The sequence below is a fragment of the Nocardiopsis sp. CNR-923 genome (genome assembly GCF_001942255.1).
Taxonomy (GTDB): domain Bacteria; phylum Actinomycetota; class Actinomycetes; order Streptosporangiales; family Streptosporangiaceae; genus Nocardiopsis.
In genome coordinates, this window is the sequence record NZ_MKKC01000109.1 from 59,282 (window position 1) to 85,837 (window position 26,556).

General features: G+C 71.6%; 29 protein-coding genes and 4 pseudogenes. 20 read left to right on the forward strand and 13 right to left on the reverse strand.

Features of this window, described 5'->3' with window-relative positions; all coding sequences use genetic code 11:
• Window positions 1–27: 27 nt before the first annotated feature.
• Both BJF83_RS19450 and BJF83_RS19455 read left to right on the forward strand, forming a co-directional pair.
• Window positions 28–228, forward strand: coding sequence for a hypothetical protein (locus tag BJF83_RS19450; protein WP_075927443.1), 201 nt, complete (start codon window positions 28–30; stop codon window positions 226–228).
• A 56-nt stretch (window positions 229–284) separates the two neighbouring features.
• Window positions 285–662, forward strand: coding sequence for a hypothetical protein (locus BJF83_RS19455; RefSeq protein ID WP_075927444.1), 378 nt, complete (start codon window positions 285–287; stop codon window positions 660–662).
• A 63-nt stretch (window positions 663–725) separates the two neighbouring features.
• Here BJF83_RS19455 and BJF83_RS30630 read toward each other — a convergent pair whose 3' ends face one another.
• Entirely contained in the window at window positions 726–881 is a 156-nt protein-coding gene (locus BJF83_RS30630) for a hypothetical protein (RefSeq protein ID WP_316042314.1), read from the reverse strand.
• The gene (locus BJF83_RS30635; protein WP_316042315.1) at window positions 878–1,177 is read right to left on the reverse strand and encodes a hypothetical protein; all 300 of its coding nucleotides are present in this window, start codon (window positions 1,175–1,177) and stop codon (window positions 878–880) included. Before BJF83_RS30635 ends, BJF83_RS30630 begins: the two co-directional genes overlap by 4 nt.
• A 553-nt stretch (window positions 1,178–1,730) precedes the next feature.
• On the opposite strand from BJF83_RS30635, the gene BJF83_RS19465 reads away from it, so the two are divergent.
• A complete protein-coding gene (locus BJF83_RS19465) occupies window positions 1,731–1,940 on the forward strand; it encodes a hypothetical protein (protein ID WP_075927445.1) in 210 nt (69 codons plus the stop codon).
• Between the two features lie 76 nt (window positions 1,941–2,016).
• Entirely contained in the window at window positions 2,017–2,568 is a 552-nt protein-coding gene (locus BJF83_RS19470; protein WP_075927446.1) for an RNA polymerase sigma factor, read from the forward strand.
• Here BJF83_RS19470 and BJF83_RS19475 read toward each other — a convergent pair.
• Both BJF83_RS19475 and BJF83_RS19480 read right to left on the reverse strand, forming a co-directional pair.
• Window positions 2,540–3,061 (reverse strand): pyridoxamine 5'-phosphate oxidase family protein, encoded by a 522-nt coding sequence (locus BJF83_RS19475; protein WP_075927534.1) that lies wholly within the window; start codon window positions 3,059–3,061, stop codon window positions 2,540–2,542. The two genes, BJF83_RS19470 and BJF83_RS19475, sit on opposite strands and share 29 nt — an antisense overlap.
• 82 nt (window positions 3,062–3,143) lie before the next feature.
• Window positions 3,144–6,374: a BTAD domain-containing putative transcriptional regulator gene (locus tag BJF83_RS19480; RefSeq protein WP_075927447.1), complete on the reverse strand. Its 3,231-nt coding sequence runs from the start codon at window positions 6,372–6,374 to the stop codon at window positions 3,144–3,146.
• Window positions 6,375–6,525: 151 nt separating this feature from the next.
• Here BJF83_RS19480 and BJF83_RS19485 point away from each other — a divergent pair, with 151 nt between their 5' ends.
• The gene (locus BJF83_RS19485; RefSeq protein WP_075927448.1) at window positions 6,526–8,133 is read left to right on the forward strand and encodes an MFS transporter; all 1,608 of its coding nucleotides are present in this window, start codon (window positions 6,526–6,528) and stop codon (window positions 8,131–8,133) included.
• A 100-nt stretch (window positions 8,134–8,233) separates the two neighbouring features.
• On the opposite strand, the gene BJF83_RS19490 is transcribed toward BJF83_RS19485, so the two are convergent.
• The gene (locus BJF83_RS19490) at window positions 8,234–8,764 is read right to left on the reverse strand and encodes an inorganic diphosphatase (RefSeq protein ID WP_187347190.1); all 531 of its coding nucleotides are present in this window, start codon (window positions 8,762–8,764) and stop codon (window positions 8,234–8,236) included.
• Between the two features lie 297 nt (window positions 8,765–9,061).
• On the opposite strand from BJF83_RS19490, the pseudogene dacB reads away from it, so the two are divergent.
• The 11 genes and pseudogenes from dacB to BJF83_RS19545 all read left to right on the forward strand — a co-directional run bounded on the left by dacB (window position 9,062) and on the right by BJF83_RS19545 (window position 18,951).
• A pseudogene (gene dacB, locus BJF83_RS19495) lies at window positions 9,062–10,230 on the forward strand (D-alanyl-D-alanine carboxypeptidase/D-alanyl-D-alanine-endopeptidase).
• 186 nt (window positions 10,231–10,416) lie between these two features.
• Window positions 10,417–11,501: pseudogene (locus BJF83_RS19500) on the forward strand (zinc-dependent metalloprotease).
• Window positions 11,498–12,496 (forward strand): tRNA lysidine(34) synthetase TilS, encoded by a 999-nt coding sequence (tilS, locus tag BJF83_RS19505; protein WP_075927450.1) that lies wholly within the window; start codon window positions 11,498–11,500, stop codon window positions 12,494–12,496. The pseudogene BJF83_RS19500 and the gene tilS overlap by 4 nt, the downstream one beginning before the upstream one ends.
• Window positions 12,497–12,588: 92 nt before the next feature.
• A complete protein-coding gene (gene hpt / locus BJF83_RS19510; protein WP_187347191.1) occupies window positions 12,589–13,143 on the forward strand; it encodes a hypoxanthine phosphoribosyltransferase in 555 nt (184 codons plus the stop codon).
• Between the two features lie 334 nt (window positions 13,144–13,477).
• Window positions 13,478–15,480 (forward strand): annotated as a pseudogene (gene ftsH / locus BJF83_RS19515) (ATP-dependent zinc metalloprotease FtsH).
• Window positions 15,477–16,082, forward strand: a complete 606-nt coding sequence (folE, locus tag BJF83_RS19520; RefSeq protein WP_075927452.1) for a GTP cyclohydrolase I FolE — start codon at window positions 15,477–15,479, stop codon at window positions 16,080–16,082. Before ftsH ends, folE begins: the two are co-directional and overlap by 4 nt.
• 189 nt (window positions 16,083–16,271) lie before the next feature.
• Window positions 16,272–17,123, forward strand: a complete 852-nt coding sequence (gene folP, locus BJF83_RS19525; protein WP_075927535.1) for a dihydropteroate synthase — start codon at window positions 16,272–16,274, stop codon at window positions 17,121–17,123.
• Entirely contained in the window at window positions 17,120–17,560 is a 441-nt protein-coding gene (locus BJF83_RS19530) for a nuclear transport factor 2 family protein (RefSeq protein WP_075927453.1), read from the forward strand. Before folP ends, BJF83_RS19530 begins: the two co-directional genes overlap by 4 nt.
• Window positions 17,560–17,930, forward strand: a pseudogene (gene folB / locus BJF83_RS19535) (dihydroneopterin aldolase). The gene BJF83_RS19530 and the pseudogene folB overlap by 1 nt, the downstream one beginning before the upstream one ends.
• Window positions 17,927–18,466: a 2-amino-4-hydroxy-6-hydroxymethyldihydropteridine diphosphokinase gene (gene folK / locus BJF83_RS19540; RefSeq protein WP_075927454.1), complete on the forward strand. Its 540-nt coding sequence runs from the start codon at window positions 17,927–17,929 to the stop codon at window positions 18,464–18,466. The pseudogene folB and the gene folK overlap by 4 nt, the downstream one beginning before the upstream one ends.
• Window positions 18,463–18,951, forward strand: a complete 489-nt coding sequence (locus BJF83_RS19545) for a DUF3180 domain-containing protein (RefSeq protein WP_075927455.1) — start codon at window positions 18,463–18,465, stop codon at window positions 18,949–18,951. The genes folK and BJF83_RS19545 overlap by 4 nt, the downstream gene beginning before the upstream one ends.
• A 29-nt stretch (window positions 18,952–18,980) precedes the next feature.
• Here BJF83_RS19545 and BJF83_RS19550 read toward each other — a convergent pair whose 3' ends face one another.
• From BJF83_RS19550 to BJF83_RS19575, 7 genes are all read right to left on the reverse strand, one after another.
• Window positions 18,981–19,529 (reverse strand): hypothetical protein, encoded by a 549-nt coding sequence (locus BJF83_RS19550; RefSeq protein WP_075927456.1) that lies wholly within the window; start codon window positions 19,527–19,529, stop codon window positions 18,981–18,983.
• Window positions 19,530–19,939: 410 nt separating this feature from the next.
• Complete coding sequence (locus BJF83_RS19555; RefSeq protein ID WP_083678618.1) at window positions 19,940–20,785, reverse strand: phosphotransferase; 846 nt, start codon at window positions 20,783–20,785, stop codon at window positions 19,940–19,942.
• A complete protein-coding gene (locus tag BJF83_RS19560; protein ID WP_316042316.1) occupies window positions 20,757–21,683 on the reverse strand; it encodes an aldo/keto reductase in 927 nt (308 codons plus the stop codon). The genes BJF83_RS19555 and BJF83_RS19560 overlap by 29 nt, the downstream gene beginning before the upstream one ends.
• Window positions 21,665–22,846 carry a cupin domain-containing protein gene (locus tag BJF83_RS19565; RefSeq protein ID WP_075927457.1) on the reverse strand — a complete coding sequence of 394 codons (1,182 nt, stop codon included), beginning with the start codon at window positions 22,844–22,846 and terminating at the stop codon, window positions 21,665–21,667. Before BJF83_RS19565 ends, BJF83_RS19560 begins: the two co-directional genes overlap by 19 nt.
• Before the next feature lie 8 nt (window positions 22,847–22,854).
• Entirely contained in the window at window positions 22,855–22,986 is a 132-nt protein-coding gene (locus BJF83_RS29655) for a hypothetical protein (protein ID WP_017601747.1), read from the reverse strand.
• 300 nt (window positions 22,987–23,286) lie between these two features.
• Window positions 23,287–23,481, reverse strand: a complete 195-nt coding sequence (locus tag BJF83_RS19570) for a hypothetical protein (RefSeq protein ID WP_143831994.1) — start codon at window positions 23,479–23,481, stop codon at window positions 23,287–23,289.
• Between the two features lie 4 nt (window positions 23,482–23,485).
• Entirely contained in the window at window positions 23,486–23,680 is a 195-nt protein-coding gene (locus BJF83_RS19575; RefSeq protein WP_075927459.1) for a hypothetical protein, read from the reverse strand.
• A gap of 114 nt (window positions 23,681–23,794) precedes the next feature.
• Between BJF83_RS19575 and BJF83_RS19580 the strand changes: the two genes are divergently transcribed.
• Window positions 23,795–24,529, forward strand: a complete 735-nt coding sequence (locus BJF83_RS19580) for a Scr1 family TA system antitoxin-like transcriptional regulator (RefSeq protein WP_143831995.1) — start codon at window positions 23,795–23,797, stop codon at window positions 24,527–24,529.
• Window positions 24,526–24,693: a DUF397 domain-containing protein gene (locus BJF83_RS19585; RefSeq protein WP_075927460.1), complete on the forward strand. Its 168-nt coding sequence runs from the start codon at window positions 24,526–24,528 to the stop codon at window positions 24,691–24,693. Before BJF83_RS19580 ends, BJF83_RS19585 begins: the two co-directional genes overlap by 4 nt.
• A gap of 132 nt (window positions 24,694–24,825) precedes the next feature.
• Here the strand turns inward: BJF83_RS19585 and BJF83_RS19590 are convergent, their stop codons facing one another.
• Window positions 24,826–25,923 carry an rRNA adenine N-6-methyltransferase family protein gene (locus tag BJF83_RS19590; RefSeq protein WP_075927461.1) on the reverse strand — a complete coding sequence of 366 codons (1,098 nt, stop codon included), beginning with the start codon at window positions 25,921–25,923 and terminating at the stop codon, window positions 24,826–24,828.
• Between BJF83_RS19590 and BJF83_RS19595 the strand changes: the two genes are divergently transcribed.
• A complete protein-coding gene (locus BJF83_RS19595; protein ID WP_143831996.1) occupies window positions 25,900–26,337 on the forward strand; it encodes a Scr1 family TA system antitoxin-like transcriptional regulator in 438 nt (145 codons plus the stop codon). The two genes, BJF83_RS19590 and BJF83_RS19595, sit on opposite strands and share 24 nt — an antisense overlap.
• Window positions 26,334–26,504 carry a DUF397 domain-containing protein gene (locus BJF83_RS19600; protein ID WP_075927463.1) on the forward strand — a complete coding sequence of 57 codons (171 nt, stop codon included), beginning with the start codon at window positions 26,334–26,336 and terminating at the stop codon, window positions 26,502–26,504. Before BJF83_RS19595 ends, BJF83_RS19600 begins: the two co-directional genes overlap by 4 nt.
• The last annotated feature ends 52 nt before the right edge of the window (window positions 26,505–26,556 follow it).

The following is a 26,556-nucleotide window of genomic DNA, read 5'->3' on the forward strand; positions in this document are numbered from 1 at the left end:
CGAGCTTGTGCGGGGAAGTTAGGGGTCATGAGTTTGGAAGAGGCGTCACGCCAGCTGGAAGCCGCGATCCACGACGCGCGCGTGTCCTTCGACTGCATCCTCCTGGAGGAGCTGGACCGCGCGCACACCAACGCCATCACAGCCCGCGCCGCGGTGGACGCGGCCGAGCAGGCCATCCGGGTCGAGATGGAGAGACGGGCCGGGGAGGAGGTCGACTCCGCCGACTGAGGCGGAGACGGCGGCCTGAATCGAACGGGTTTTCGAACAATGGGTATGCTGGTGGCATGCCCGATCAGTCGCTGACGCCGGACTGGCCCGCGAGTGTGCACCCACCCGGGTCGGACTCCTTCGAGCAGACGGCCCTGGTGTGGCTGTTCGACCACGTACCCGCCGACTACCGGCTGCACGGAGTGCTGCGCCGACACCCGGTCGCGCTGTCCCGTCTGGCCCGTCAGTACGTGTCCGCCGCCCTGGAGGCCGCCCGCGAGGGGTACCGCACCGCCCGGGTGGACCTGCGCGAGCACCTGCCGCCGCACGCGCTGGACCAGGTGATGAACGCCTACCTGGAGGAGGGGCGGCGCACCGCGTCCGTCCTCCGCTCGATCGAGGCGGTGGACGCCGAACTCCGCGCGGCCGCCACGGGGCGGAACGCCGATGCGTGACCCCCGCGCCCACGTCGCCTCAGGCGGTCACCCGGACCACGACGGCGACCTCGTTTCCGGTGTTCACCAAGTGCTGGCTCGCCCGGCGGCCCCCGCCCCCGACGCGATCAGGTGCGCCCTGCCGCTGACCAGGTACAGGACCTCCAACGAGTGCCTCCGCCCAGAGTGGGCGGTCGGCTCGGGGACGAAGGTGTTCGGTTCGAGCGCCACCGTGGTCACACGGAGCCGACCGCTCGCGTGGCGGCGGGCCGCCCGGGGCGCGAGCTGCCAGCGGCCCCGGCGCGCCGGCCAGAGCGTGGGGCGGCGCATCGCCCCGGCGGCGCGCGCGCGGCCGAGACCAGACGACCGATCGTCGGAAGACGGTGCTCGCCCAGATGGGCGTAGCCCGAACTGCGCCCGGCGTCGAGCACGTCGCCGATGCCCTCCAGGGAGACCCTGGCGGGGCGCGGGGCGGTCGGGGCCGCGTCCGCGGACGCGGCGGCGGAGCGGAGGGCGGTGGAAGCCTGCTGCGGCATCGTGGGAAGATCCTTCACGTGTGCGCGCCGCCCCCCGGCGGGGAGCGCGCGGACGTCGTCGTCGGTGGGCCCCGGGAGACCGGGGCCGCTGGGGTGGCCGCTCGACGCGCGAACGCGGAGACGGAGGCGCCCCGGGCCGGTGCGGGCCGTCAGATCACACGCGAACGTGGACGGCGGACACCGGGTCGGTCGGACGCGGGCGCGGGAACGCGCCCTCGCGGCGACTCAGCGACGACAACACGGACACGCCTCGACGGCCAGGTGGCAGGGGGCCCCGAGGGCCGTGCGAGCCATGGCGTCGGCGGGCGTGTGCGGATGCATGGTTCCAAGGAGACCAGCAAAGTCCGGGAGGAGTCAAGCGATCACGGGGAATCGCGCGTGTCGATCATCTCACCCGGTCACCGCTCCGGGCTTGTTGCGGGTCGCGGCGCGCGGTGGTGACATGTGGAACCCGTGGACGGTGTGGGAGCGACGCCGACGCGGAGCCCTCCCCATCCCCCAACCGCAGTGATTCAGGAGTGGCCGTGATGGGATCCCGCCTCGGAGAGTCCGGGTGAGCCCGGACGTGCCGGGACTGTGGGCGCGTGTCCTCGTGCGCGCGCTCGTCGTCGTGGCGGCCGGGGTGATGGCGCTCGGCTTCCTCGGGCCGGGGGAGGCCGTGCTGGTCGCGGGGCTGACCATGCTCACGTACCTGCTGCTGTGGCTGCGCGAACGCGCGCCGGCGCGCGCCCCGCGCGGCGGGAAGGCCGAGGGCGACGACTGACTGCCCGGTCGCGGGGCGGCCGGTCTTTACGCAAAGAGGAGAACGGCGTGTTGCGCGCGGCGTAGATTCTAGGTCTATGACGGACCGGGACCTTCTCCGCGCCCTGCGCTCCAGCCGCACCTCGGCGGCGGAAGCCTACGCGTACCTGCTCGACACCTACGGGGAGGAGCTGTACCGGCGCTGCATCCTGGTCCTGCGCGACCGCGACACCGCGCACGTGGTGCTGCGGGACACCCTCATCGTGGCGCGCGCACACATCGGCCAGGTGCCCGGCGCGGACCGGTTGGGGGAGTGGCTGCACGCCCTGGCGGAGGTCGAGTGCGCGCGGCACACGCGCCGCGGCGCCCGCTGTGAGGCCGCGGTCGGGTGGCGGATGCCCGAGCACACCGCGCTGGTGCGGGCGCGGGTGCTCAACGGCATGACCGGGCCCGAGCTCGACGGCTACCGGGCGCACGTGACCGCGCGCGCCGACCACTTCGGCCGCGACGGGTTCCCGCTGCCCCCGTCGACCGGGTTCCTCACGCGCGGGCCGCTCTCCCTGCTGTCGATCCTGGTGGTCCTCCTGGCCGCGCTGCTGGTCATCGTGTTCGCCGGATGCGTTATCGCCCGGGAGCTGGGGCAGGTGTAGCCTCCGGCGCCCGCCAGATCCTGGGGGGCACGCCCCGCACGAGGTCGGCGCCGCGCAGCACCTGGATCCGCCACGGGTCGAACCGCAGGACCCGGAACTCCGGGTCGTCCGGGGCGCTCCAGTAGGCGCCCGGGTCGTACCCGGCACCCGGCGGACTTCCCGCCCGGTACAGGTCCCACACCCGCCGCCGCACGTCCGCCCCGTCGGCCCAGGACGCCACCGCGTCCACGGCGACGGTGTGCTGGGCGGGGCTCCAGTACGACAGGGTCGTGTGCGGGTTGCCCGCGAGGTGGGCGGTCTTCACGGGCGTCGGAAAGGTGGCGAGCCATCCCACGGGGCGGTCGCCGTCGGTCTCCCAGACGGGCACGAGCACGCGTGCACGGGGCCGCCCCCTGCCGTCCACGGTGGTCATCGTCGCGTACACGACCGACCCGACGATGCGGTCGAAGTCGCCCCTGATCCGGTCGAAGCCGCCGACGCGGTTCCGGGTCATCGTCCCCGCTCCCTCCGCCCGACGGACCCTGCTCTCCATGTCGTCCATGGGGACAGCCTGCGGGACCAAGCTCAGGACATCCTCAGGATGCGCTCAGGACGCTCCGGCGACGGTCGGCGCCGTGGCGGCGCCCCTCCTCGAACTCCGCGTCGGCCACAGCGTCGCCCAGCGCCGCGCGCACGTGTCCCAGCACACGGTCGACGTCGCCGCGCTCGGCCTCGGGCAGAGGCGCGCCCACCGACTCCCTGAGCGCCGTGGCGGTCCCGAGCAGGTGGGCGGCCCGCCGGTGCTCTCCGGCGAGCGCCCGTGCGCCGGAGAGGCCCTCCAGGGCCAGCGCCACGGCCCGGGGGTCCCCCGTCGTCCGCGCGGTCTCCAACCCGAGGGTGTGCAGCCGTTCCGCCTCCCCGGCGTCGCCGCGCAGCTCCGCGACGAACCCGAGCTCCGCGTAGGTCAGCGCCGCGCCGAAGTGCGAGCGCATCCGCAGGTGCCAGTCCAGCCAGTCCCGCAGGTACCGCTCCGCGGTGTCCAGGTCGCCGCGCCTGCGCGCGGTCAGCGCCAGCCCCAGTTCGGCGGACTCCTGACCGACCACGTGCCCCTGCTCGACGGCCAGTCGGCGGGCGCGCCCGTGCAGCGCGTCGCTGCGGTCGTGGTCGCCCTGGAGGAGCGCGATCCGGCCCAGCAGTGTGAGCCGCTCACCGGCCTCGGTCCACAGGCCCAGCCCCTCGGCCGTGCGCAACGCCTCGCGGTGGTGGCGCGCAGCGGCCTCGTGGTCGCCGCGAACCTCGGCGTGGTCGCCGAGGAGCTGCCCGGCGAGCACCTGGCCCCAGCCGTCGCCCACCTCAGTGAACAGGTCCATGCTCCGCTCCGCCGACGCGCGCACCGCGGCCAGGTCGCTCCTGCCCTGCGCGGCGCGCGCGAGTGTGGCCGACACCGCCGCCTCGCCCCACCGGTCCCCACGGGCACGGAAGGTTCCCAGCAGCCGTCGCGCGGCGGCCTCGCTTCCCTCGCCGCCGCCGAACCCCAGGAGCGAGTGGGCGAGGAACCACTCCGCGTGCGCGGCCGCGTCCGCGTCGGCGGGGTCGTCCCAGACGGGCGCCCCCGGCCGGGGGCCCGGGGCCGTTCCCAGACCGTGGGCGAGGGCGTCGCGCCAGGTCGCCGCCGTGTACCGGGCAGCGCTTTCTCCGGGCCGCTCGGCGAGGTCCAGGACGGCGGACAGCGACCGGGTTCCCTCACCGAGTCGACCGCGCAGCGTCCAGTACCAGGCGAGCGCGTTGACCAGCCGCAAGGCTTGCGACGAGGCCCCCGTGCGCACCGCGTGGTCCAGCGCGGCGCGCAGGTTGGCGCCCTCGGTGTCCAGGCGCTGGAGCCACTCCCGCTGACCCGGCGTCCGCAGATGGGGGTCGGCCCGCTCCGCCAGGTCGGCGTGGTGGCGCAGATGGCGGTCGCGCGTGGAGTCCTCCTCGCCGGCCTCCCGGAGCCGTTCGGCCCCGTAGGCGGCCACGGACTCCAGCAGCCGGTAGCGCGGCCGGGGTTCGTGCGCGGGCACGGTCACCATGGAGCGGTCGACCAGATCCGCCAGCACGTCCGGCACCGCTTCGGCCGGGACGTCCGGATCCGAGCAGACCTCCCGTGCCGCCTCCAATGAGCACCCGTCGGCGAAGACGGACAGGCGCCGCAGCACCGCCCGTTCCGAGGCGCTGAGCGGTTCCCAACTCCAGTCGAGCACCGCGCGCAGCGTGCGCTGGCGGTCGGGCGCGCCCCTGTAGCCGGAGGTGAGCAGCGCGAAGCGGTCGTCCAGCCGGGCCGCGAGTTCGTGGACGCCGAGCGCGCGCACCCTCGTGGCCGCGAGTTCGAGCGCCAGGGGGACGCCGTCGAGCCTGCGGCAGACCGTCGCGACCGCGTCCGCGTTGCGCTCGTCCACCGCGAACCCGGGGGAGGCCGCCGCCGCCCGCGCCGCGAAGAGCCGGACCGCCGCCGCGTCCGCCAGGTCCGCGGCGGGTGTTCCGGCCTCGGGCACGGCCAGCGGCGGGACCGGCCGGAGGGTCTCCCCGTTCACGGACAGCGCCGCCTGGCTGGTCGCCAGGATCCGTAGTCCGGGTGCCGCGCGCAGGAGGTCAGTGACGAGCAGGCCGACGGGCTCGGCCACGTGCTCGCAGTTGTCCAGGACCAGCAGGGCCCTCCGAGCGCGCAGCGCGTCGGTGAGCCGTCGGACCGTCCCGCTCTCCCCGGGCGGGCGGAGGGGAACCGTCGTCGCGGAGTCGTCACACAGCCCGAGCGCCGCCGCCAGCGCCTCGGCGACATCGGCCGGATCCCGCCGCTGGACCGCGGCCAGCTCCACGAGCACGACTCCGTCGGGGAAGGCCTCCCGGGCCTTCTCCGCCACGGCGAGCGCGAGCCGCGTCTTACCGACGCCTCCCGGGCCGGTGAGGGTGACCAGACGGGCGGTGTCCAGGAGGGCTCGCACGCTCCGGACCTCCTCGTCACGGCCGACGAGCTCCGTGGGTGGGACGGGCAGGGCGGACGGCGCCGACCGCGCGGAGGACGCGGTCCGCGCGGGCGCGGGGGAGAGGCCGGGGTCCTGCCGCAGGATGGCGCCGTGCAGCGCGACCAGCTCGGGCCCAGGGTCGAGGCCCAGCTCGTCGGTGAGATGGGTGCGCAGGTCGTGGAAGGACGCGAGCGCCTGGCTCTGACGGCCGGAACGGTAGAGCGCGCGCATGTGCGCGGCGCGGAGCCGCTCCCGTGCGGGGTGCCGTTCCACCAGGGCGCCGAGCTCGTCGGCGACCAGGTCGTGCTCGCCCAGTGCGAGGCGGGCCTCGGCCTGTTCCTCCAGAACGGTCAGCCGCTGCTCCTCCAGGCGCGCGATCGCGGGTCGGGCGAAGGCGTGGTCGGCGACGTCGGCGAAGGCGGGCCCCCGCCACAGCGCGAGGGCGTCGGAGAGCAGGGACGCGCGCGGCTCCGGATCCTCGACGGTGTGCGCCCGGGACAGCAGGTCCTGGAAGGCGCCCGCGTCGACCGCGTCCGCGCCGACCGCGAGCAGGTACCCGGGAGGCCGGGAGACCACCAGTTCCCGCCCGCCCGGCTCGGCGTCGCCCAGGGCTTTGCGGAGCTGGGAGACGCGGGTCTGGAGGGAGGCGGCGGGGTTGGCGGGCAGGGGGCCGTCCCACAGGTCGTCGACGAGCCGGTCGGCGGACACCACCGCTCCGGGGTCGACCAGCAGTTCCGCGAGGAGGGTGCGCACCTTGACCTCGGGAACGCGGACCTGCCGCCCCTGGGACGTCCAGACGGCCAGTGGGCCGAGAACCCCGAATCGCATGGGCTCAGCCTAGGGCCGGGGCCGCCTCGGCGCGGCACCCCGCCCTGAGCCGGCCCTGAGCGCGTCCGGAGGGAATCCGAAGACGCGACGGGCAGGGTGACGCCCGTACCGACGCCCGCACCACAGGGCTTCACCGGAAAGGAACCATCCCGTGTCACACACCTCACGCGTAGCCACCGCGCCCCCGCCCCGGGCGGGCGTGCGCGCCTGGCTCGGCCTCGCCGTCCTCCTCCTACCGACCGTGCTGCTCTTCCTCGCCATGACCGTGCTCTTCATGGCGACGCCCTTCATCGCCGCCGACCTGGGCCCGAGCGGCGGCCAGGTGCTGTGGATCAACGACATCTACGGCTTCATGATGGCCGGTTTCCTGGTCGCCATGGGGTCGCTCGGGGACCGGATCGGCCGCCGCCGGATCCTGCTGGCCGGAGCGGCGGTGTTCGGTGCCGCGTCGGTCGTCGCGGCCTACGCCCCGAACGCCGAGGTGCTTATCGCGGCCCGTGCGGCCATGGGGCTCGGCGCCGCCGCGCTGATGCCCGCGACCCTGTCCCTCACCGCCGTGTTGTTCCGCGACGAACGCCAGCGCGGTGTGGCCATCGGACTGTGGGCCGCGTCGGTGTCGGTCGGCGTGGCGGTCGGTCCGCTGGTCGGCGGGCTGCTCCTGGAGTCGTTCTGGTGGGGTGCGGCGCTCCTGGTCGGCGTGCCGGTCATGGCGCTGGTCCTGGTCGCCGTGCCGCTGCTCGTCCCGGAGTACCGGGACCCGGACGCGGGGCGTCTCGACCCGCTGAGTGTGCTGCTGTCCCTGGGCGCGCTGCTGCCCTTCGTCTACGGCGTGAAGAAGGTCGCCGAGACGGGACCGTCCGTCCTGTCCGTGGCCGCCGTCGTGACGGGGGTGGTCCTCGCGGCCGTCTTCGTCCGCAGACAGCTCCGACTGGACGAGCCGCTGCTCGACATGCGGCTGTTCGCCAACCGCGAGTTCAGCGGATCACTGGCCGTCTACATGCTCGCCGCGATCGCGCTCGGCGGCGTCTACCTGCTCTTCACCCAATACCTCCAGCTGGTGGCTGAGCAGACACCGCTGCGGGCCGGGCTGTGGATTCTTCCGGCGGCGGTCGTCCTGGTCCTCGTCTCGGTCGTCACACCGATCATCGCGCGGCGCGTGCGCCCCGCCACCGTCATCGCCGCCGGGCTGCTGCTGTCCGTCGTCGGCTACGTCGTCCTCACCCAGGTGGACGCGGTGGCCGGGCTCCCGACGCTCATCGTCGGGTTCTACGTGCTCTACCCGGGGATCGCGCCGGCGATGGCGCTCGTCCCGGGGATGGTGATCGGCTCCGCTCCCCCGGAGAAGGCCGGCGCCGCCTCCGCGGTCGAGAGCACCGCCAGCGACCTGGGCGTGGCGCTGGGCGTGGCCCTGCTGGGCAGCATCGGCACCGCCGTCTACCGCCTCCGCATGGCCGACGCCGTTCCCGAGGGTGTTCCCGCCGGGGAGGCCGCCGCCGCGTCGGACACCCTCCCCGGCGCCCTGACCGCCGCCGAGGGGCTGCCCGCCGAGCTCGGCGTTGCGGTGACCGCGTCCGCGCGGGCCGCCTTCACCAGCGGGCTCAACACGGCGGCCGTGGTCGCCGCTGTCCTCTCGGCCGCCGCCGCGGTGCTCGCGGTGGCCCTGCTCCGCCGGGTGCCGCCGACCGGGGCCGCGCCGGCGGAGGGCCGCTCCGAGGACGTGGAGGAACCGGAGGAGCGCCGGGTGGGCGCGCAGATGTGAGGCCCGCGCCCGGCGGCGCGGCGCCGGACCCGGACACGACGACGGCCCGGCGGGGATACCCCGACCGAGCCGTGGTCGCAATGCCGGGAGCTGTCGCCGGCTACTTGCCGTCCTCGTCGGTGGAGATGTGCGAGCGGTCGCCGTGCACACCGGCCTCCTCGGCGCGCTTGACCGAGGCGATGATCTCCAGTTCGGCCTCGTGGCGGCCGACCCAGGTGGCGCCCTCGACGGACTTGCCCGGCTCCAGGTCCTTGTAGACCTCGAAGAAGTGCTGGATCTCCAGGCGCTCGAACTCGTTCACGTGGTGAATGTCACGCAGGTGTTCCATGCGCGGGTCCGTCGCCGGGACGCAGAGCAGCTTGTCGTCGCCGCCCGCCTCGTCGCGCATGCGGAACATGCCGATCGCGCGGGCGCGGATCAGGCAGCCCGGGAAGGTCGGGGCCTTGAGCAGGACGAGGGCGTCCAAGGGGTCGCCGTCCTCGCCGAGTGTCCCCTCGACGAAACCGTAGTCGGCGGGGTAGGTGGTGGAGGTGAACAGCATGCGGTCGAGACGGATGCGACCGGTCTCGTGGTCCACCTCGTACTTGTTGCGCTCCCCCTTGGGGATCTCGATCGTAACGTCGAATTCCATGCTGATCTCGGCTCCCATTGCGACTAATGTCGCCATATAACAACAACGTCAGGCCGCGACACCGACGGAAGGCAGGTGCCCAGGGTGCGACGGGTACGAGGCGAGGCCCTCCTCGCACTGGCCCTGCTCAACATATTCGTGCTGGTCGCCGGGTTCGTTGTCCTCGACGTGATCGAGGCACGGCCCGTCCCGGCGGAACCCACCCCGGTCACGGACGCGGAGGGCGTGGCGGCGGCTGAACCCGCGACCTCGGCTCCGGCCGACCCGGACAGGATCGCGGACATCCTCGATGATCCCATGTCCGGCTCCGGGCTGGAGGACGGCCTGTCCGGATACGTCGTCGACGCCGTCACCGGCGAGACGCTCTTCGAGCTGGCCCCGGACACGCCGGTCACCCCGGCCTCGACCACGAAGATCGCCACGGCGGTCACGGTCCTGGCCGCGGTCGGCCCCGACCACGTCGTCCACACCGAGGTCCACCTCGACCCCGACCGGAGCCGGGTGGTGCTTCGGGGCGCGGGCGACACGACGCTGTCCGAAACCGCCGACTCCGCAGCCTACCCGCAGGTAGCGACCCTGTCCGGGCTCGCCGCGAACACCGCGGCGGCCCTCGCCGAACTCGGTGTCGGCTCCGTCTCCGTCGGGTATGACGACTCCCACTTCACCGGCCCCCCCATCGGGCCGGGGTGGAAGCCCAACTACGTCTCCGAGGGCAGCACCTCGCCCATCCACGCTCTGATGCTCAACAGCGGCCAGATCGACGAGGACGGCAGCGGCGCGATCGAGTCGGGCGAGGACGAGCGCGCGACCGACCCTCCCCGGTACGCCGCCGAGGCCTTCGCCCGACAGCTGGAGCTCGCGGGCGTGCCCGTCGAGGGCGCCCCGACCGAGACCGCGGCCAGCGGCGACGTCGTGGCCAGTGTGGCCTCGCCGCCCGTCTCGGCCCTGGTCGAGCACATGCTCCTCCAGAGCGACAACAACCTGGCCGAGGCGCTCGGCCGGATCGCCGCCGAGGAGTTGGGCGAGCAGACGTCCTTCGCGGGCGCGGCGGCCGCCACCGCCCGCGTGATGGCGGACCTGGGCGTCGGGGGCGTGGACCTGTCCGACAACAGCGGGCTGAGCACGCTGAACCGCATCTCCCCGCGCGCCCTCGTCGAGCTGGTGCGCATCGCCGCGGATCCGGCCCACACCGACCTGAACGCGGCCCTGACCGGCCTGCCCACGGCGAACTCCACCGGAACACTCGGCAAGAACCAGCGCTACTCCCCGTCCTCGTCCAGCCACGACGGCGCCGGTCTGGTCCGGGCAAGACCGGCACTCTCAACGGCGTGAGCACCCTCGCCGGGACCATCCGCGACCGGGACGGGCACACCTTCGCCTTCGCCTTCATGGCCAACAGCCCGGCGGCGAGCGGGCACGCCCTCGACACCCTGGCCGCCGCCCTGAGCCGCTGCGGCTGCACCTGAGCGGCGCCTGGTCGGGGTCTCCGCTTCGCCTCGGCCCGTGTGTTCGGGCGCCGCCAGGGCCCCGCCGGTGACGCGACCGGGTCCGGGCACCGTCCCCGAGCGCCACCCGGGGGACCACCCTGGCCCGTCCCGGAATTCGTCCCCCGATCCCCGTGCCGCGAGGCGGCGCGTGGGTAGGCTGGCGATGTGACTGTCATCGACTGGGACGTAGCCGTCAACACCGGTGTCCGCCTCGTCCGCCCGGGGCCGCAGGTGGACCTCTCCGACGCACGGCGGGCCGTGGCGCAGTTGCGCGAGCTCTCGGGCGTGGCCGCCGGGCACGTGCGCGACTTCACCGGGATGAACCCCCTCGAACCCTCCGGACCCGCGGCCATCGTCGACCGGCCCGGCTGGATCAGGGCCAACGTCGACGGGTTCCGCGTGGTCCTCGAACCCGTCCTGGAGCAGATGGCCCAGGGGCGGCTGAACAACGGCACGGCCGTGAACCTGACCTCCGCGGTCGGCTCCCGGATCACCGGCGTCCAGCTCGGCGCGGTCCTGGCCTACCTCGCCGGGAAGGTCCTGGGCCAGTACGAACTCTTCCTGCCGCCGGACCCGGACGGCCACGCGCCGACCGGCCGCCTCACCCTGGTGGCGCCCAACATCGTCAACACCGAACGTGAACTGGACGTCGACTCCCGCGACTTCCGGCTGTGGGTGTGCCTGCACGAGGAGACCCACCGCATGCAGTTCACGGCCACGCCGTGGCTGCGCTCCCACGTCCAGGAGCTGATGCGCGACCTCCTGCTGTCGTCGGAGATGGACGCCACCGACCTCATCGGGCGGCTGCGCGCCGCCGGGGAGGCCGTCGCGGACGCGTGCGCGGCGGCGACGCCAACCTCATCACGGCCTTCCAGAGCCCCGAGCAGAGCGAGATCATGGACCGGATCACCGCGGTCATGAGCCTGGCCGAGGGGCACGGCGACTACGTCATGGACGCGGTGGGCCCCGAGGTCGTGCCGAGCGTGGAGCGGATCCGCGCCCGGTTCCGCAAGCGCCGGGAGACGGCCAATCCGCTCGACCGGATCATGCGCCAGCTGCTGGGCATGGACCTGAAGATGCGCCAGTACGAGGAGGGCGCGGCCTTCGTCGCCGCGGTCGTCGCCGAGGTCGGCATGGCCGAGTTCAACAAGGTGTGGACCTCGCGGGAGACCCTGCCCACCATCACCGAGATCCGCGACCCCCGGGCGTGGATCGACCGGGTGGTGCGCACGGCGGCCATCACCGAGTGAGCGGGCCCCATCCCGCCGTGGCGGCGGTCCGGTCGGCGGTCCGCCGGGTCCTGGCGGACCTGCCCGCCGAGACCACCGCCCTCGTCGCGTGCAGCGGCGGCGCCGACTCCCTCGCCCTGGCGGGGGCCGTCGCCTTCGAGGCTCCGCGCGCGCGCAGGAGGGGCGGGGCGGTCACCGTGGACCACGGACTCCAGGAGGGTTCCGCCGCCCGGGCCGGGGCCGTCGCCGACGTTCTGCGCGGCCTGGGCCTGGACCCGGTCTCCGTCCGCGCGGTGCGCGTCGGCGGTCCGGGCGGTCCTGAGGCCGCCGCCCGACGCGCCCGCTACCGCGCCATGGACGCGGTGGCGGCCGAGCACGCGCCCGCGGCGGTCCTGCTCGCCCACACGCTCGACGACCAGGCCGAGACCGTCCTGCTGGGTCTCGCTCGCGGGTCGGGCGCCCGCTCCCTGTCCGGGATGTCCCCCAGTAACGGCCCCTACCTGCGCCCGCTGCTCGACCTGGACCGAGCCACGGTGCGCACGGCCTGCGAGCGCATGGGACTGGTCCCCTGGGAGGACCCGCACAACGCCGACCCGCGCTACGCCCGCTCCCGGGTACGCCACGAGGCGCTGCCCGCCCTGGAGAGGACCCTCGGTCCGGGCATCGCCGAAGCACTGGCGCGCACGGCGACGATGCTGCGCGCCGACGCCGACACCCTCGACGACCTGGCCGGGGAGCTGTACACCGCGGCGCGGGGAGGGCAGCCGGAGACCGACCGGACCCCGCCGGGGCCGGAGCTGCTGGTCGGACCGCTGGCCGCGGCGGCCGCGTCCCTTCGCACACGCGTCCTGCGCCGTGCCGCCCTCACCGCCGGGTGCCCGGCCAGCGCGCTGACCGCCCGCCACGTGCGCGAGATCGACCGACTCGTCACGGAGTGGCGTGGCCAGGCTCACATCGATCTGCCGGGCGGGATCCGGGCGCGCCGCGCGGCCGGGCGGCTGCGGTTCGAGCGCTGACCGCCTCCTGGGTGGGCGGCGCTCCGTCGCCTCGTTGCGCACGTTTATCCTGGTTGCCGCAAACGGGGAACCCAGCAGCGAGGACAGTGAGCGTGGACGCCAAAGACATGGGCCGGGATCTCGAAAAGGTCCTGGTCACAGAGGAAGAGATCAAGACGCGCCTTGTGGAGCTGGGTGAGCGGATCGACGCCGACTACGCGGGCAAGGACCTCCTGATCGTCGGAGTCCTCAAGGGCGCCGTCATGGTGATGGCCGACCTGGCGCGGACGCTGCGCACCCCCGTGTCCATGGACTGGATGGCCGTCTCCTCCTACGGGGCCGGGACCACCTCCTCCGGGGTGGTGCGCATCCTCAAGGACCTGGAGACCGACATCAAGGACCGCGACGTCCTCATCGTCGAGGACGTCATCGACTCCGGCCTGACCCTGTCCTGGCTGGTCGGCAACCTGAGGTCGCGCGGGCCCCGCTCCGTCGAGGTCTGCACGATGGTCCGCAAGCCGCTGGCCTTCGAGGTGGACCTGGACGTCCGCTACATCGGCTTCGACCTGCCGAACGAGTTCATCGTCGGCTACGGTCTCGACTACGCCGAGAAGTACCGCAACCTGCCCTTCATCGGCACCCTCGCCCCGCACGTCTACGAGAAGTAGCGCGCACGGCGCCGGACACCGCGTGTCCGGTGCTCTGGCCCCCCGCTCACCCCGGGATCCGACCGCCCCCGAACCCTCCCGGTCCGTGCGCGAGCGCCGGGCGGACGGTGGTCGCCGCCGGTCCCGGGAACAACCGCACCGGGCTTCGTCGTTGCTCCGGTGACGGCCCCGCTCCGGGCGCCGCAGGGGTGTGCCCGCTCTGCGGAGCGAGGTGTACCGTCGAAGATCCCGGCGTCAAACGCAGGGAGCACATGTCCGATTGGTCCTGCTTCGGAAGTCAACTGGGGCGGGGCGGCCTGGTCAGGAGGGACGGACCCGACAGGGTTCCGCTCACATGAATCTGAAGCGTTTTTTCCGCGGCCCGTGGATATGGATCCTGGCCGTCGCCGTCATGCTCTTCATCGGCTTCCGTGTGTTCGACATCGGGGGCGGTCCCCAACCGGAGCAGGCCGACATCTCCCGGGTCTACCAGCTCATCGAGCGCGACCAGGTCGAGAACGCCGAGATCGTCGACCGGGACCAGCGCATCGTGCTGACCACCACGGACGGCGAGATCCTTGAGGCCTACTGGGTCGAGGGCCAGGGCGCCCAGCTCGCCGACATGCTCCAGGCCAACGCCGACGCCGAGGACGGCAACCTTGTGTCCTACGAGGTCTCGGTCGCCACGACCCCGATCTGGACCACCGCCCTCTTCAGCCTGCTCCCGCTGGTCATCATCATCGCCATCTTCTGGTTCATCTTCAGCCAGATGCAGGGCGGCGGTTCGCGGGTGATGAACTTCGGCAAGTCCAAGGCCAAGCTCATCACCAAGGACACCCCGAAGAACACCTTCGCCGACGTCGCCGGCGCGGACGAGGCCATCGAGGAACTCCACGAGATCAAGGAGTTCCTCCAGAACCCGGGCAAGTTCCAGTCCATGGGCGCCAAGATCCCCAAGGGCGTGCTGCTCTTCGGCCCTCCCGGCACTGGTAAGACGCTGCTGGCGCGCGCCGTCGCCGGTGAGGCCGGGGTGCCGTTCTACTCCATCTCCGGATCCGACTTCGTCGAGATGTTCGTCGCGTCGGCGCCTCCCGCGTGCGCGACCTGTTCGAGCAGGCCAAGGCGAACGCGCCCGCGATCATCTTCATCGACGAGATCGACGCCGTGGGCCGCCACCGCGGCGCGGGCATGGGCGGGGGCCACGACGAACGCGAGCAGACCCTCAACCAGATGCTGGTCGAGATGGACGGGTTCGACGTCAAGGGCGGAGTCATCCTCATCGCCGCCACCAACCGCCCGGACATCCTCGACCCCGCTCTGCTGCGCCCGGGCCGCTTCGACCGCCAGATCGTCGTGGACCGGCCGGACATGGAGGGCCGCCGCGACATCCTCAAGGTCCACGCCAAGGGCAAGCCCATGGCCGACGACGTCGACTTCAACGTCATCGCCCGCCAGACCGCCGGGATGACCGGAGCCGACCTGGCCAACGTCGTCAACGAGGGCGCCCTGCTCTCCGCCCGCGCGGACCGCAGCGTCATCACCCACGCCACCCTGGAGGAGGCCATCGAGCGGGTGATGGCCGGTCCCGAGCGCAAGACCCGGGTCATGTCCGACGAGGAGAAGAAGGTCATCGCCTACCACGAGGGCGGTCACGCCCTGGTCGGTCACGCGCTGCCCAACGCCGACCCCGTGCACAAGATCACGATCCTGCCGCGCGGCAGGGCGCTCGGCTACACCATGTCGGTGCCGACCGAGGACAAGTTCCTCACGTCGCGCTCCCAGATGATGGACCAGCTCGCCATGATGCTCGGCGGGCGCGCGGCGGAGGAGCTGGTCTTCCACGAACCCACGACGGGCGCCGGGAACGACATCGACAAGGCGACCACCCTCGCCCGCAACATGGTCACCGAGTACGGCATGAGCGAGCGGCTGGGGGCCCGCAAGTTCGGCTCCGCCAGCACCGAGCCCTTCCTGGGCCGCGAGATGGCGCACGCCCGCGAGTACTCCGAGGAGATCGCCTCCATCATCGACGAGGAGGTGCGCCGCCTCATCGAGGCCGCGCACGACGAGGCCTACGAGGTCCTCGTCGAGTACCGGGAGGTCCTGGACGACCTCGTCGTCGCCCTGCTGGAGAAGGAGACGCTCACCAAGGACCAGGTGGTGGAGATCTTCGCGCCGGTGCGCAAGCGCCCCTCGCGCGGTTCCTACACCGGCTACGGCAAGCGCCAGCCCTCACAGCAGCCTCCGGTCCTGTCCAAGAAGGAGCTGACCGAGCTCCACGGCGCCGAGGTGCACGGCTCCTCCACCAACGGCCAGCTGCCCAGCACCGCGGGCACGATCGAGGGGGACGAGGCGTGAGCGACACCTTCGATGAGGAGCGTCTGCCCAGAACCGTCGACCGGTTGCGCATCGAGCGCGCGGTGCGCGAGATCCTCATCGCGATCGGCGAGGACCCCGACCGCGACGGCCTGGTCAAGACGCCCGAGCGGGTCGCACGCGCCTACGAGGAGCAGTTCTCCGGTCTGGGCCAAAAGCCCGGTGACGTGCTCACCACGGTGTTCGAGGCCGACCACGAGGAGCTGGTCCTGGTCAAGGACATCGAGCTGTACTCCACGTGCGAACACCACCTGGTGCCCTTCTACGGGGTCGCGCACGTGGGCTACATCCCGGGCGCGGACGGCCGGATCACGGGTCTGAGCAAGCTCGCACGCCTGGTCGACGTGTACGCGCGCCGCCCGCAGGTTCAGGAGCGGCTCACCGGGCAGGTCTCCGACGCCATCATGGGCCACCTCCAGCCGCGCGGAGTGATCGTCGTCGTCGAGGCCGAGCACCTGTGCATGACCATGCGCGGTGTGCGCAAGCCCGGCGCCCAGACGGTCACCTCCGCGGTCCGGGGGATCTTCCGCAGTAGCGACCGCACGCGCTCCGAGGCGATGAGCCTCATCCTGGACCGCCGCTGACCCGCCGCCGCCCGAACCCCGACACCGACGCCCCGACACCGACGCCCCGACACCGGCCGCCACGGCCGGGCCGGGGCGTCGTCGCGCGGCAGTGCCTGTGTCCGGTGGGGGTCCGCTGAGCGTAGGGTTGATGCTTATGCGGCCGAAACAGACAGTTCCGGCTTGCCCGACCTCGGGCGGTGCCTGGTGATGGGAGTCGTGAACGTCACCCCCGACTCCTTCTCCGACGGTGGCGAGTGGTTCGACCCCGAGCTGGCGATCGAGCATGGTCTGCGCCTGGTCGAGGACGGGGCGGACATCGTCGACGTCGGCGGTGAGTCCACCCGGCCCGGGGCACAGCGCGTCGCCGCTGCGGAGGAGTTGCGCCGGGTCGAACCGGTCGTCCGGGAGCTGGCCGCGCGCGGCGTCGCGGTCAGCGTGGACACCATGCGGTCCGAGGTCGCCGAACGCGCTGTCGAGGCGGGAGCGGTCCTCGTCAACGACGTCAGCGGAGGGCTCGCCGACCCGGCGATGGCACGTCTCGTGGCCTCTTCCGGCGTCGCGTACGTGTTGATGCACTGGCGCGGGCATAGTCATGACATGCAGAGCCGTGCCGTGTACACGGACATCGTCCAGGAGGTCCTCGATGAGCTCCGCGACCGTATGGAGGCCATGATCAGTGCAGGTGTCGACCCGGGCCAGATCGTCCTGGACCCGGGACTGGGATTCTCCAAACGCCCCGAGCGCGCCCACAACTGGTCGCTCCTCCACGACCTGGAGCGGTTCAACGAACTGGGCCGCCCGGTGCTCGTGGCGGGATCCCGCAAGCGTTTCCTCAGCCGACTGCTCGGCGACGGCGAGGGCGGGGACCGCCCGTTCGCCGAGTGCGACGCCGCGACCGCCGCCGTCACCACGCTGGCCGCCGACCGGGGGGCCTGGGCCGTGCGCGTGCACGACGTCCGTCCCAACGCCGACGCCGTGCGCGTGGCCGCCGCGTGGTCGGACGGGGGCGCCCGGTTGGACGAGGGCCGCGCGCGGACGCTGGACCGGGGCAGCCTGTGAGATCCCGCCAGGAAGTCATGGAACGCGTCGCCGAGGCCAATACGCAGTTCTACAGCGCGATCGAGAACGGCGACATCGACCTGATGCGCAGTGTGTGGGCCGAGGAGGACGAGGCGCCCGACCTGGTCTGCGTGAACCCGGGCTGGCCGCTGCTGCGCGGCCGCGAGGAGATCATGCGGGCGTGGTCGCTGATCATGGCGAACGTCACCTACATCCAGTACGTGCTGACCGAGACGCACATCGGGGTCGGCGGGGACGTCGCGATGGTCACCTGCGAGGAGAACGTGCTGACCGCCGAGGACGACAGCCCCGGGTTCGTCGCGGGAGGCAAGGTCGTGACGACGAACCTCTTCGTCGACACCGAGCTGGGGTGGCGGCTGTGGTCGCACCACGCCTCGCCCGTGCTGATGGACGACGACGGGGAGGACGAGGCCTGATGGCGGACCGCATCGCGCTGCGCGGGCTCCGGGCCCGCGGCTACCACGGCGTGTTCGACTTCGAGCGCCGTGCGGGCCAGGACTTCGTGGTCGACGCCGTGCTGCACCTGGACACGGCGCCGGCCGCGGCCAGCGACGACGTCGACGACACCGTGCACTACGGGCTGCTCGCGGAGCGGCTGGTGGCGATCGTCGAGGGGGAGCCGGTCAACCTGATCGAGACCCTCGCCGAGCGGCTGGCCGCCGCGTGCCTGGCTGAGGCGCGGTCGAGCGGGTGGAGCTGACGGTGCACAAGCCGTCCGCCCCCATCCCGCACGAGTTCGCGGACGTGGCGGTCACCGTCACGCGGGGCGGGGGGACGGGGTCGTGACGCGCGCGGTGCTGGCACTGGGGTCGAACATGGGTGACCGGATGGCGACTCTCCAAGGGGCGGTGGACCACCTGCTGACCGGGGAGGGCGCCCCGAGCCCGGTGGCCGTGTCACCCGTGTACGAGACCGCGCCGGTGGGCGGACCCGAACAGGGCGCCTACCTGAACGCGGTGCTGGTCGTGGAGGCGGGCGGCGAGCCGATCGACCTGCTGCGGCGCGGCCAGGCCGCCGAGCGGGCCTTCGACCGGGTCCGCGAGGTCCGCTGGGGCCCGCGCACGCTCGACGTGGACATCGTCGCCTTCGGGGACGTCCGCGACGACGACCCCGAGCTGATCCTTCCGCACCCGCGCGCGCACCTGCGGGCGTTCGTGCTGCGGCCCTGGCTCGACGCCGATCCCGAGGCGGACCTGCCCGGACACGGCCCGGTGGCGGACGTGCTGGCGGCGGTGGTCGCGGCCGACTCCGCGGGGGAGCAGGAGCTGAACCGCCGTGACGACCTGCGGCTGCGGCTGCCCGAGGGGTCGGGGAACCGGTGACCGAGGAGCACGAGGGGAGGCTCCGCCCGACGGGCTGGCGGGTTCCCGTGTCGCTGGCGGTGGTCGGCGGGTTGTTGGGCTGGTTGATCACGGGCGCGATCGAGGTGCTGCCGCCGCTGCCGTGGTCGGCGATCCCGACGCTGCTCCTGCTGGCGTTCGCCGAGGCGTTCACGGCCAGGCGGACGCGCCGCAGGATTCGCCGGGTCCCCGGCACCGAGCCGATGCAGCCGCTCAGCGCCGCTCGGTTGGTGGCGTTGGCCAAGGCCAGCGCCCTGTTCGCGGCGCTGGCGGCGGGCTTCTTCCTCGGGATGGCGCTGGCGGTGGTCGACACCCTGGTGCTGCCCAGTCACCGCGAGGTGTTCGTGACCGCGCTGGGGACGGCCGGGGCCAGCGGCCTGCTGCTGGGGGCCGCGCTGTGGCTGGAGTCGGCGTGCCGGGTGCCGGAGGACGGCGAGGGCCGCGACGACTCGACCGGTCGCGCCTGAGGGGCGGGGTTCCCGCACCACGGTCGTGGTCACGCGACCACCTCCCGCTGCTGGCCGCCGCGCTGGGCGTGCCAGGTGCGCACCAGGCTCGCGAGTTCGTCGAACTCACCGGGCACGCGTGTCGCCGGGGCCGCGAGCAGGTCGCCTTCCGGGGCCGGGCGCGGAGCGGGGATCCGTGGGGCGGCGTGCCTGGGCGTGTAGGGGTTCGCGCGCTTGGCGGTGGGTGCGGCGGCCGTGCCCGGCCGGGTGGTGCGGGCGCGCAGGCGGCGGGCGGGGTGGGCCTGGGCGTAGGCGAGTTCCCGTTCGAAGGCCACGTAGTAGGGGCGAACGAACACGGTTTCGTCGGCGCGCACGCGCTCGGTGGGCCGGGAGAGCCGGGGTGCGGGGCGAGGTGCGGGAGCGAGCGGTTCCGACGTCGCGGGCGGCTCGCTGACCTGTTCAGGAACGGGAAGCGGGGCGTAGCGGCGGACGCGCGTGGAGCGGCGACGCCGGGCCGAGTGATGGCCGCACGCGGGGGTGAGGAGGTTCTGGAGGGTCGCCAGGGCAGACCTGAGGACCGCACGGCTAAACTGAGCCATGTCGGCAATCCTTGTCTTTGAAGGTGTTGAGTTGCTGACCACGACCCCGGGCGCTTGCTAGCGTCGCGGGGTCTTTCGACGTATGGAGTTGTGGGTTTGGCAAGAAGAGTAGAGCACGCGTGGAGTGGAGGCGAACTTTTCTGCGAACTTGTCGGGGAAAACTTCATACCCTCGGTGTCGTCGCAGGTCGGGGGTGCGCAGAAAGGGATGGTCCCATTTCTCGGCCTCGCCAGAACTATCCTCTTGGTCCGAATCGAGATGAATTATCCGGCCTGTGTGAAGCCCGCCAAGCGGAGCCGATGAACGGACGCCCGATCGGTGAGCTGCCTTTCCCGCCTCCAGGAGGCATGCTCGGCGTGCGAAACGCGAGGCCTCGCCGGTGTCACCGGCCGAGGTCCTGCGGTGCGTGACTACTGCGGTGTCAGTATCTCGGTAGCGAAGCGGCGAGCGTAGGGGGCGAGACGCGCATGGAGTGCATCCCGCTCGGCTGCCTGAATGATCTCGGCGCAGATCACCAGGTGAGCCAGTCGTCCGGCGTCGGTGTCCAGTATGTCGGCGAACACCTCGCGCACCTCGGCCGCTGTTTCGGGTTGGGGCAGAGCGTAGGCGTGGAGAACAGCGGCGTCATAGCCCAACGGGGCCAGCCCCCACCCCTCCCAGTCCAGGATCATCAGGGGATCGTGGGTCAGGTTGGCCCAATGGAGGTCTCCATGCGAGGCCACCCACCTCCCTACGTTCAGATCCACCCCGGCTTCGGCGATCTCAGGAAGATGATTGGGTATGCGGTGGACGAACGCTTGGGAGAACACCTGTCGATCTGCCGGAGCGGGGACGGTTTCCAGAGTGGTCAGGGCGCGGCGTAGGTCGGTCCACCATTGGGCGTCATTCTTCGCGGGGGTGGTGAGGTCAGGGGTCGTCGACACCACCGTTCCCTTCATTCGCTCCCACATCAGTGCTTGGAACGCGGGGGCGTCGCCCCAGGTGTGCTCGGCGAGCAGACGCGGTCGGGGGACGTTGTCGCTCACCAGTGCGTCGGCGAGTGCCGCCCCGTTCCACGCTTTCCCGCCGGGTCGCGGCGCGGACATGACCCGAAGCCAGACGGGCGAGCCGTCGGCGGTGGTGGCCGGGCCGCTGAGGGTCCGGCCACCCACACCGTGATGCAGTGCGACACTGTCGGACGCGGCAAGGTCCAGGTCCATGATCGCGCGATGCCACGCCTGATGCAGGTCAGGCGTGTTCTCGGAGGAGGAGGTCACTGATGTCCTTGATTCGAGTCTCGGGCAGGAGCGGGCCGCCCACCACCGAGGCCGCGTTCGCCCAGTGTTCTGTACTCGACGTGCTGATCAGCATCCCGGTCAGGCCGGGTGCTGAAGCTGTCACGAGTAGTGCCGCCTCCACGGGTGACGCGCCCTCGCTGATGTAGCGCGCGAGGCGTTCATTCACCAGTCGGACGAGTTTGCCGCCGTGCAGTGGGGCGGAAGCCCAGACCTCCAATCCTGCCTCGCTGGCCCGACCGATGGGACCGTTTCCCAACAAGGCATCTCGGATGGGGGCGATCTTGACCAAGGAGACGGGGAGCTGGATCGCGCGAAGGCCGGTCTCGGGCCGTCCTGCGGCTTCCTGCGCAAGTCGGACGAGATCGCGCACGGTGAAGGCTCCCGTGTCGAACCCGCTCCACGTCGCCACCCCGTATCCACGGATCGCTCCGGCCGCGGTCGCCTCTTCGAGCGCACCGAACGCATCACGCATCCGTTTGTGGAGGTCGCCGCGCTTCTGGTGATCGTGTTCGGGGTTGTGCAGGTACACCACATCGAGGACGGGGCGGCGAAGCTCGGTCCGGGACATGGCGATCTGGTGACGCACGTACTCCGGGGCGATGCTGTGCCGGAATCGGACGTCCTCCCCGGTGAGGTCCCCGGCGCTGAGCGCGACCCGTGCCTGCCCCTCGGTCATGTAGCCGACTTTGCTGGTCACGCGGATGCTGGGGTGTTCTCGCAGAACAGGTGCGATGGCCGATTGGTGCTTCCCGTTCCCGTACACGGGAGCGGTGTCGATGAGGGGGCATCCGGCCGAAGCCGCGACGCTGGCCGATGCGGCTGCGTCGTGGCTTCGGTAGGTCCCCAGGCCGAGGAGGGTCACGCGGGGCCCTCCCACACGAGAGCGCCATCGTTCATCAGGCGCCGGAGCAAGGACACCAGAGCGTCCTCGGCGACGTTGGGGGCGAGCTGGCACAACTCCTTGATTGTGACCGCTTCGCCCTCCGCGAGCCGGTGCAGCACTGGAGCGGCGGGAGGCGCCAGGTGCCAGCGGCGTCCTTGCGCTGACAGGACCACCGTCGTCTTCTCCTCGTGCACAGTGCCTCGGTGGCTGGCCAGCCGCACTCGTGAGGACGACGCCAGGTCCCCGGTCACGGCGACCGGGAGGCTGAACGCCATCCGGGCGGGAGCGGTCTGGTTCAGGTGGTTCCAATATTCATCGACAACGCCGGGGGCCTGAAGGCGTTGCGTGATCAGATCGGCCAGGCGAGCGGCCCACGCCGCCTGGTCAGCATCGCTTCGGGGGACGTCGCGCCGAACTTCGACGTGTTCAAGCAACAGGCCGTTGAGCCAGTCGAGGAAGTCCGAGCCGGTGGTGGTGTTCAGCCCGCAGGTCAGGTGCAGGCTGGGCTCGCCTTCCGAGGCCGCCGCCGCGTGCCAGCACCCCCGGGGAACATGGAGCACATCGCCGGGCTCCATGGTGAACTCATCGATGGGCTCGGTGGGTGCCTCGTCGTCCACCTCCACATCGGAGTACAACGGTGCCTCGCGGGTGGTGCCGTAGATGCGCCACCGCTTGCGTCCCGAGACCTGAACGACGATCACGTCATGGTCGTCCCAATGGACCCCGAAGCCCTCCTTCGCGGTCCAGGAGGCATAGGCGTTGACCTGGACCCGTGTACCCAACCAGGCCTCGATCTCGGCAGCCAGGTTGTTGATGGGCGGGTGCATCTCATCGATGGCATCCACGACCAGCGTCGCGCCTTCGCGAAGCTGAGCGTGGAACAGGTGCGGGACGGGCGCGTTCCATGAGGGCATGCGTCGGTAGGTCTGGAGACGGGTGTAGGCGTTCACGTCCACCGTCTCTCCGGCCGAGAGCCGCATACGCGGCACGTCCAGGCGTCGGGTCGCGAGCAGTTGGTTGAAGTCGGGCCAGGTGAGCAGATCAGCGAAGTCAGCGGCCTGGTCAGCGTTGGCGGCGTAGCGGCGGTGGGTGCGGCCGAGCACCTGGGCGGGGAACTGGTCCCCGCCCAGACGGCCGCTGATCACATCAGCGGGCACGGTTGCTCCTAACGGATGCCGTCGTTGGTGTCGCTGCGGCCGGTGCCGCCTCCGTCGGAGGGCTGGTCGCCTCGGCTGCGCTCGGTGGTGATCTCCTCGACGGCGACCATCAGGTCACCGTCGAACTGCTGCTCCTGCATCTGCGTACTTCCTTTCGTGCGTTCCTAAGGGTGTGCGGGTCCGGCCCGGAGGCCTTCACCGCACGTGGCCACATGATCGACGTTCCGTCATGTGGAGTCTTTGGTGTCTCTCGTACGGACCGGCTTCACCACGGACACCAGCAACGGCCCACCGGACGGGTGCCGGAGCGTCGGCACGAGGTCGAGAGCCACTCGTGTGGCGAGCCGGGCGGCTGGCTCAGCTCTGTTGCGCGGGTTGGATCACGTCGGCCATCTCGGCGGGATTCCACGAAGGGCTGGAAGGGCCGTTGCGCGAGCACGTCAACGCCCTTCTCTCGGGTCGTTGAGCAGCTTGTGGAGCTGGTCGGCGGCCCATTGCCGGTGTCCGTGGACGAGGGCGGTGTTCGCCTCTGAGTGCCGCATCCCGTACTGGCGGGTGAGGTGGGTGTGGCAGACGTGCCAGCTTCCGGCCACGTCGCCCACGCGCCAGACTCCGTGTCCCAGATAAGAGACCACGGGGTCACCGGCGAGCACCGTCCACCACCACCAACTTCCCGGCCGGATAGCGGTACCACGCGGTTCCGAGACGGAGGTTCACGAAGCCGGGTTCGGGGTCGGGCTCCACGGCGGTGACCACGCGGAGGTGCCCGGCCTCGACGAGCACGATGTCGTTCCGGAGAAGCTGGCGGGCGGCCTTACGAGTCCAGGTCTGCATGAGACCAGGTCACACCTTCGCTACGGTGTGCATCGACCCCGTGGCACATGTGTGCACGCTCGCGCCATCCTGTGCGATATGGGTCGCACATTCGGCAGGATCCTCACCGAAGCCATGGCCACCGCCGGAATCAGCAACAAGGGACTCGCGGCACGCTTCCACGTGGACCGGTCCACGGTGTCCCGCTGGCGCCATGACCACAACCTGCCCGATCGTGCTCTGGTAGAGCAGATTGACACGGCCTTGGGCATCGGAGGCCACCTCGTCCGCGCGTGGCAGGTACAGACAACGGGGTCGGTGCTCGCGGACTGGCGCAAGTCCGAGCCCGAACTCGACAGGGCGGCGCGTGTGATCGAGATGCTGTCACCCAATTACGTGCCCGGACTGTTGCAGTGCCGTGTCTACGTCGAGCACGTTCTTCGTGAGTGCGTCTACCCGGGTGATGACGACGACATCCGGCGGGAGGTGACGCGCAAGAGCGGTCGCTATCCGACTTTGCGGGCGACTTCCAACGCCTTGGTCGTGGCGGTGTTCCCCGTCGTGGGCCTGCTCGGTGTCCCGACCCATGTACGTGTCGTGCAGGTGCACCACCTGGTGAAGGCGATCGACGACGGGCGCTTGATCGTTCACCTACTGCCCGAGAACACCATGGCGACCACCGTCGCGCCGTTGACGATCTATCACCTGGCGGATGGCGGCACGGCCGCGATCGGCGATGGTGTGAGCGGCATGTTGGACTACAGCACGCCGGGCAAGCTTCCGCTCATGGTCGAGCGGATGAAACGGGCCTTGGGATGGGCACTGCCCCCCGACCAGTCCCGCACCCTCATGGAAGGAATGATCCATTGAACGAGTGGCACAAGTCGAGCTACAGCTCAACCGGACCCGAGTGCGTCGAGGTCTACGAGCACGAGCAGGGCGCGTACGTCCGGGACACCCAGTATCGGGAGCTGGGGCACCTGCCGTTCGACGCCCGCGAGTGGGCGGCGCTGCTGGCGTCCGTCACGCGGTAGGAGCCCCACACTGAAACCCCGGGCAGGTTCGTTGCCCGGGGTCTCGTGGCGTTACCCGGGCTACGGGATTCCTCTGTTCGATCGGGCGGGGCATCCTCGCCGTCGCACGGGACATCCCGACCCGTGTGCGGGTCAGGCCCGGTGCTCCCAGGAACCAGCCCCGGATCGGACGACGCACACACCGCGCTGCGCATCGACATCCAGCGTGAACGCGTCCAGAGGGGGCCAGGCCGCCTCGTCCAGCGCCGCATAGGCTGCCGTGAAGGTCTCCAGTGCCGTGGTCTTATCGCTGCCGGTGACCGAGGCGTCCGGCCAGATCCACGCCCAGCTCTGGGCGTCCCCTACGGCGACCAATCTCGCCCGCCCGCCCTTCCACGGCCGTCCGCCCACGGCGACGTGGATGCCAGGGCAGGCCAGCACGAGCCGGGTCAGCAGGTCACGGCCGATCAGATCGTCCGATCCCAGTGGGAACCGGGCTGCGGTGTCGGGAGCCTGACCGACTCCGGGGAAGGAGGGCCCGCCCTGGCGCTGGGTGCGGTCCCGCATGAACGCCGCGTCACGCACCACGGGACCCGCGGCACTGGCCTGGCCCGTCTTGCGCAGGGCCGCGATCGGGGTCGGTCCGCCTTCGGTGTAGGGGGCCCAGGGCACGACGAGCGTCGAACCCCCATCGAGGCAGTCCAACCATGTGAGGGGGAGGCGTCGGACGGCGCACGTGGCGATGACCACGTCGAAGACCGTGCCGGGTGGCGGCTGTGTGCCGTGGACGACGTCCACCCGGGTTCCGGCGAGCAGTGCGCGGGCACGAGAGGCCACGTCCGGGTCGATCTCCAGCGACGTCACCGAACCAGTCGGGCCGACCAGGGAATCCAGGATGGCGGCGTTCCATCCGGTTCCCGTGCCGATCTCCAGCACCCGCGCCCCGGGGGCGATGTTCGCCGCCTCGATCATGTCCGCCATCACCTGGGGGGCCGAGGACGAGGAGGAGGGGGTGTTGACCAGGCCGCTGCCTCCGTCGTTGGCCTGGGTGACGACGAAGCCGTCCGAGTAGACGCACTCCGCCCAGCGCCGCGGATTCTTCCTGCGCAGGAGCGGAAGCCCCTGGATGTCCGGCCATATGAGATCGGGGATGTGGTGGTGGCGCGGGTGGTCGGCGAACGCGGCGCGAATGGTGTCGGTGGTGTCCAGGCGTTCGACGAGCCGGGCGTGCAGGTCGTCCAGGTCCGTCACTTCTCCCCCGTTCCGTTGCAGTCCCCGCAGGTGATGATCTCCTTGTCGGACTACGACCGACTCCGGGCGACCCACAACCCGTGGATCGTGGCGATCTTCCCCGTGTACGCGTTGACGTGCCTGCCCGACCAGGTAAGTCACGACCAGGTGATGCGGCTACTCTCCCTGACCAATAGAGAACGTGTGCGGGTGCACCTCATCCCCGAGGACACCCCCGTTTCCCTCGTCGCCCCCGTAGTCCTGTTCCATCAGCGAGACGGGGGCACGGTCGCCGCTGGCGAACATGTGCGGGGGATGGAGACCTACGACGATCCGGGCGACGTCGAACGCCTCACGGCTCAGGCCAAGAGGATGCTGGGGGCGGCACTGCCCGCGATCCGGTCGAGAACCCTCATGGAAGGAATGTGGCAGTGAACGAGTGGCACAAGTCGAGTTACAGCCCTACCCAAGGGCATGACTGCGTGGAGGTCTACGAGCACGAGCAGGGCGCGTACGTCCGGGACACCCAGCATCGGGAGCTGGGGCACCTGCCGTTCGACGCCCGCGAGTGGGCGGCGCTGCTGGCGTCCGTGGCGCGGTAGGACCCGGTACAGGGGGATCCCGGAAAGGAAATGTGTTCGGGATCCCCGCGTA

Coding starts and splice junctions, on each gene's coding strand:
- BJF83_RS29655 (WP_017601747.1), bottom strand. CDS start 22,986: ATGCAGGAGCAGCAGTTCGACGGTGACCTGATGGTCGCCGTCGAGGAG.
- BJF83_RS19455 (WP_075927444.1), top strand. CDS start 285: ATGCCCGATCAGTCGCTGACGCCGGACTGGCCCGCGAGTGTGCACCCA.
- folP (WP_075927535.1), top strand. CDS start 16,272: ATGGGAGTCGTGAACGTCACCCCCGACTCCTTCTCCGACGGTGGCGAG.
- BJF83_RS19490 (WP_187347190.1), bottom strand. CDS start 8,764: ATGGAATTCGACGTTACGATCGAGATCCCCAAGGGGGAGCGCAACAAG.
- BJF83_RS19470 (WP_075927446.1), top strand. CDS start 2,017: ATGACGGACCGGGACCTTCTCCGCGCCCTGCGCTCCAGCCGCACCTCG.
- BJF83_RS19475 (WP_075927534.1), bottom strand. CDS start 3,061: ATGACCCGGAACCGCGTCGGCGGCTTCGACCGGATCAGGGGCGACTTC.
- BJF83_RS19480 (WP_075927447.1), bottom strand. CDS start 6,374: ATGCGATTCGGGGTTCTCGGCCCACTGGCCGTCTGGACGTCCCAGGGG.
- BJF83_RS19580 (WP_143831995.1), top strand. CDS start 23,795: ATGGCCACCGCCGGAATCAGCAACAAGGGACTCGCGGCACGCTTCCAC.
- BJF83_RS19550 (WP_075927456.1), bottom strand. CDS start 19,529: ATGGCTCAGTTTAGCCGTGCGGTCCTCAGGTCTGCCCTGGCGACCCTC.
- BJF83_RS30635 (WP_316042315.1), bottom strand. CDS start 1,177: ATGCCGCAGCAGGCTTCCACCGCCCTCCGCTCCGCCGCCGCGTCCGCG.
- BJF83_RS19450 (WP_075927443.1), top strand. CDS start 28: ATGAGTTTGGAAGAGGCGTCACGCCAGCTGGAAGCCGCGATCCACGAC.
- BJF83_RS19575 (WP_075927459.1), bottom strand. CDS start 23,680: ATGCAGACCTGGACTCGTAAGGCCGCCCGCCAGCTTCTCCGGAACGAC.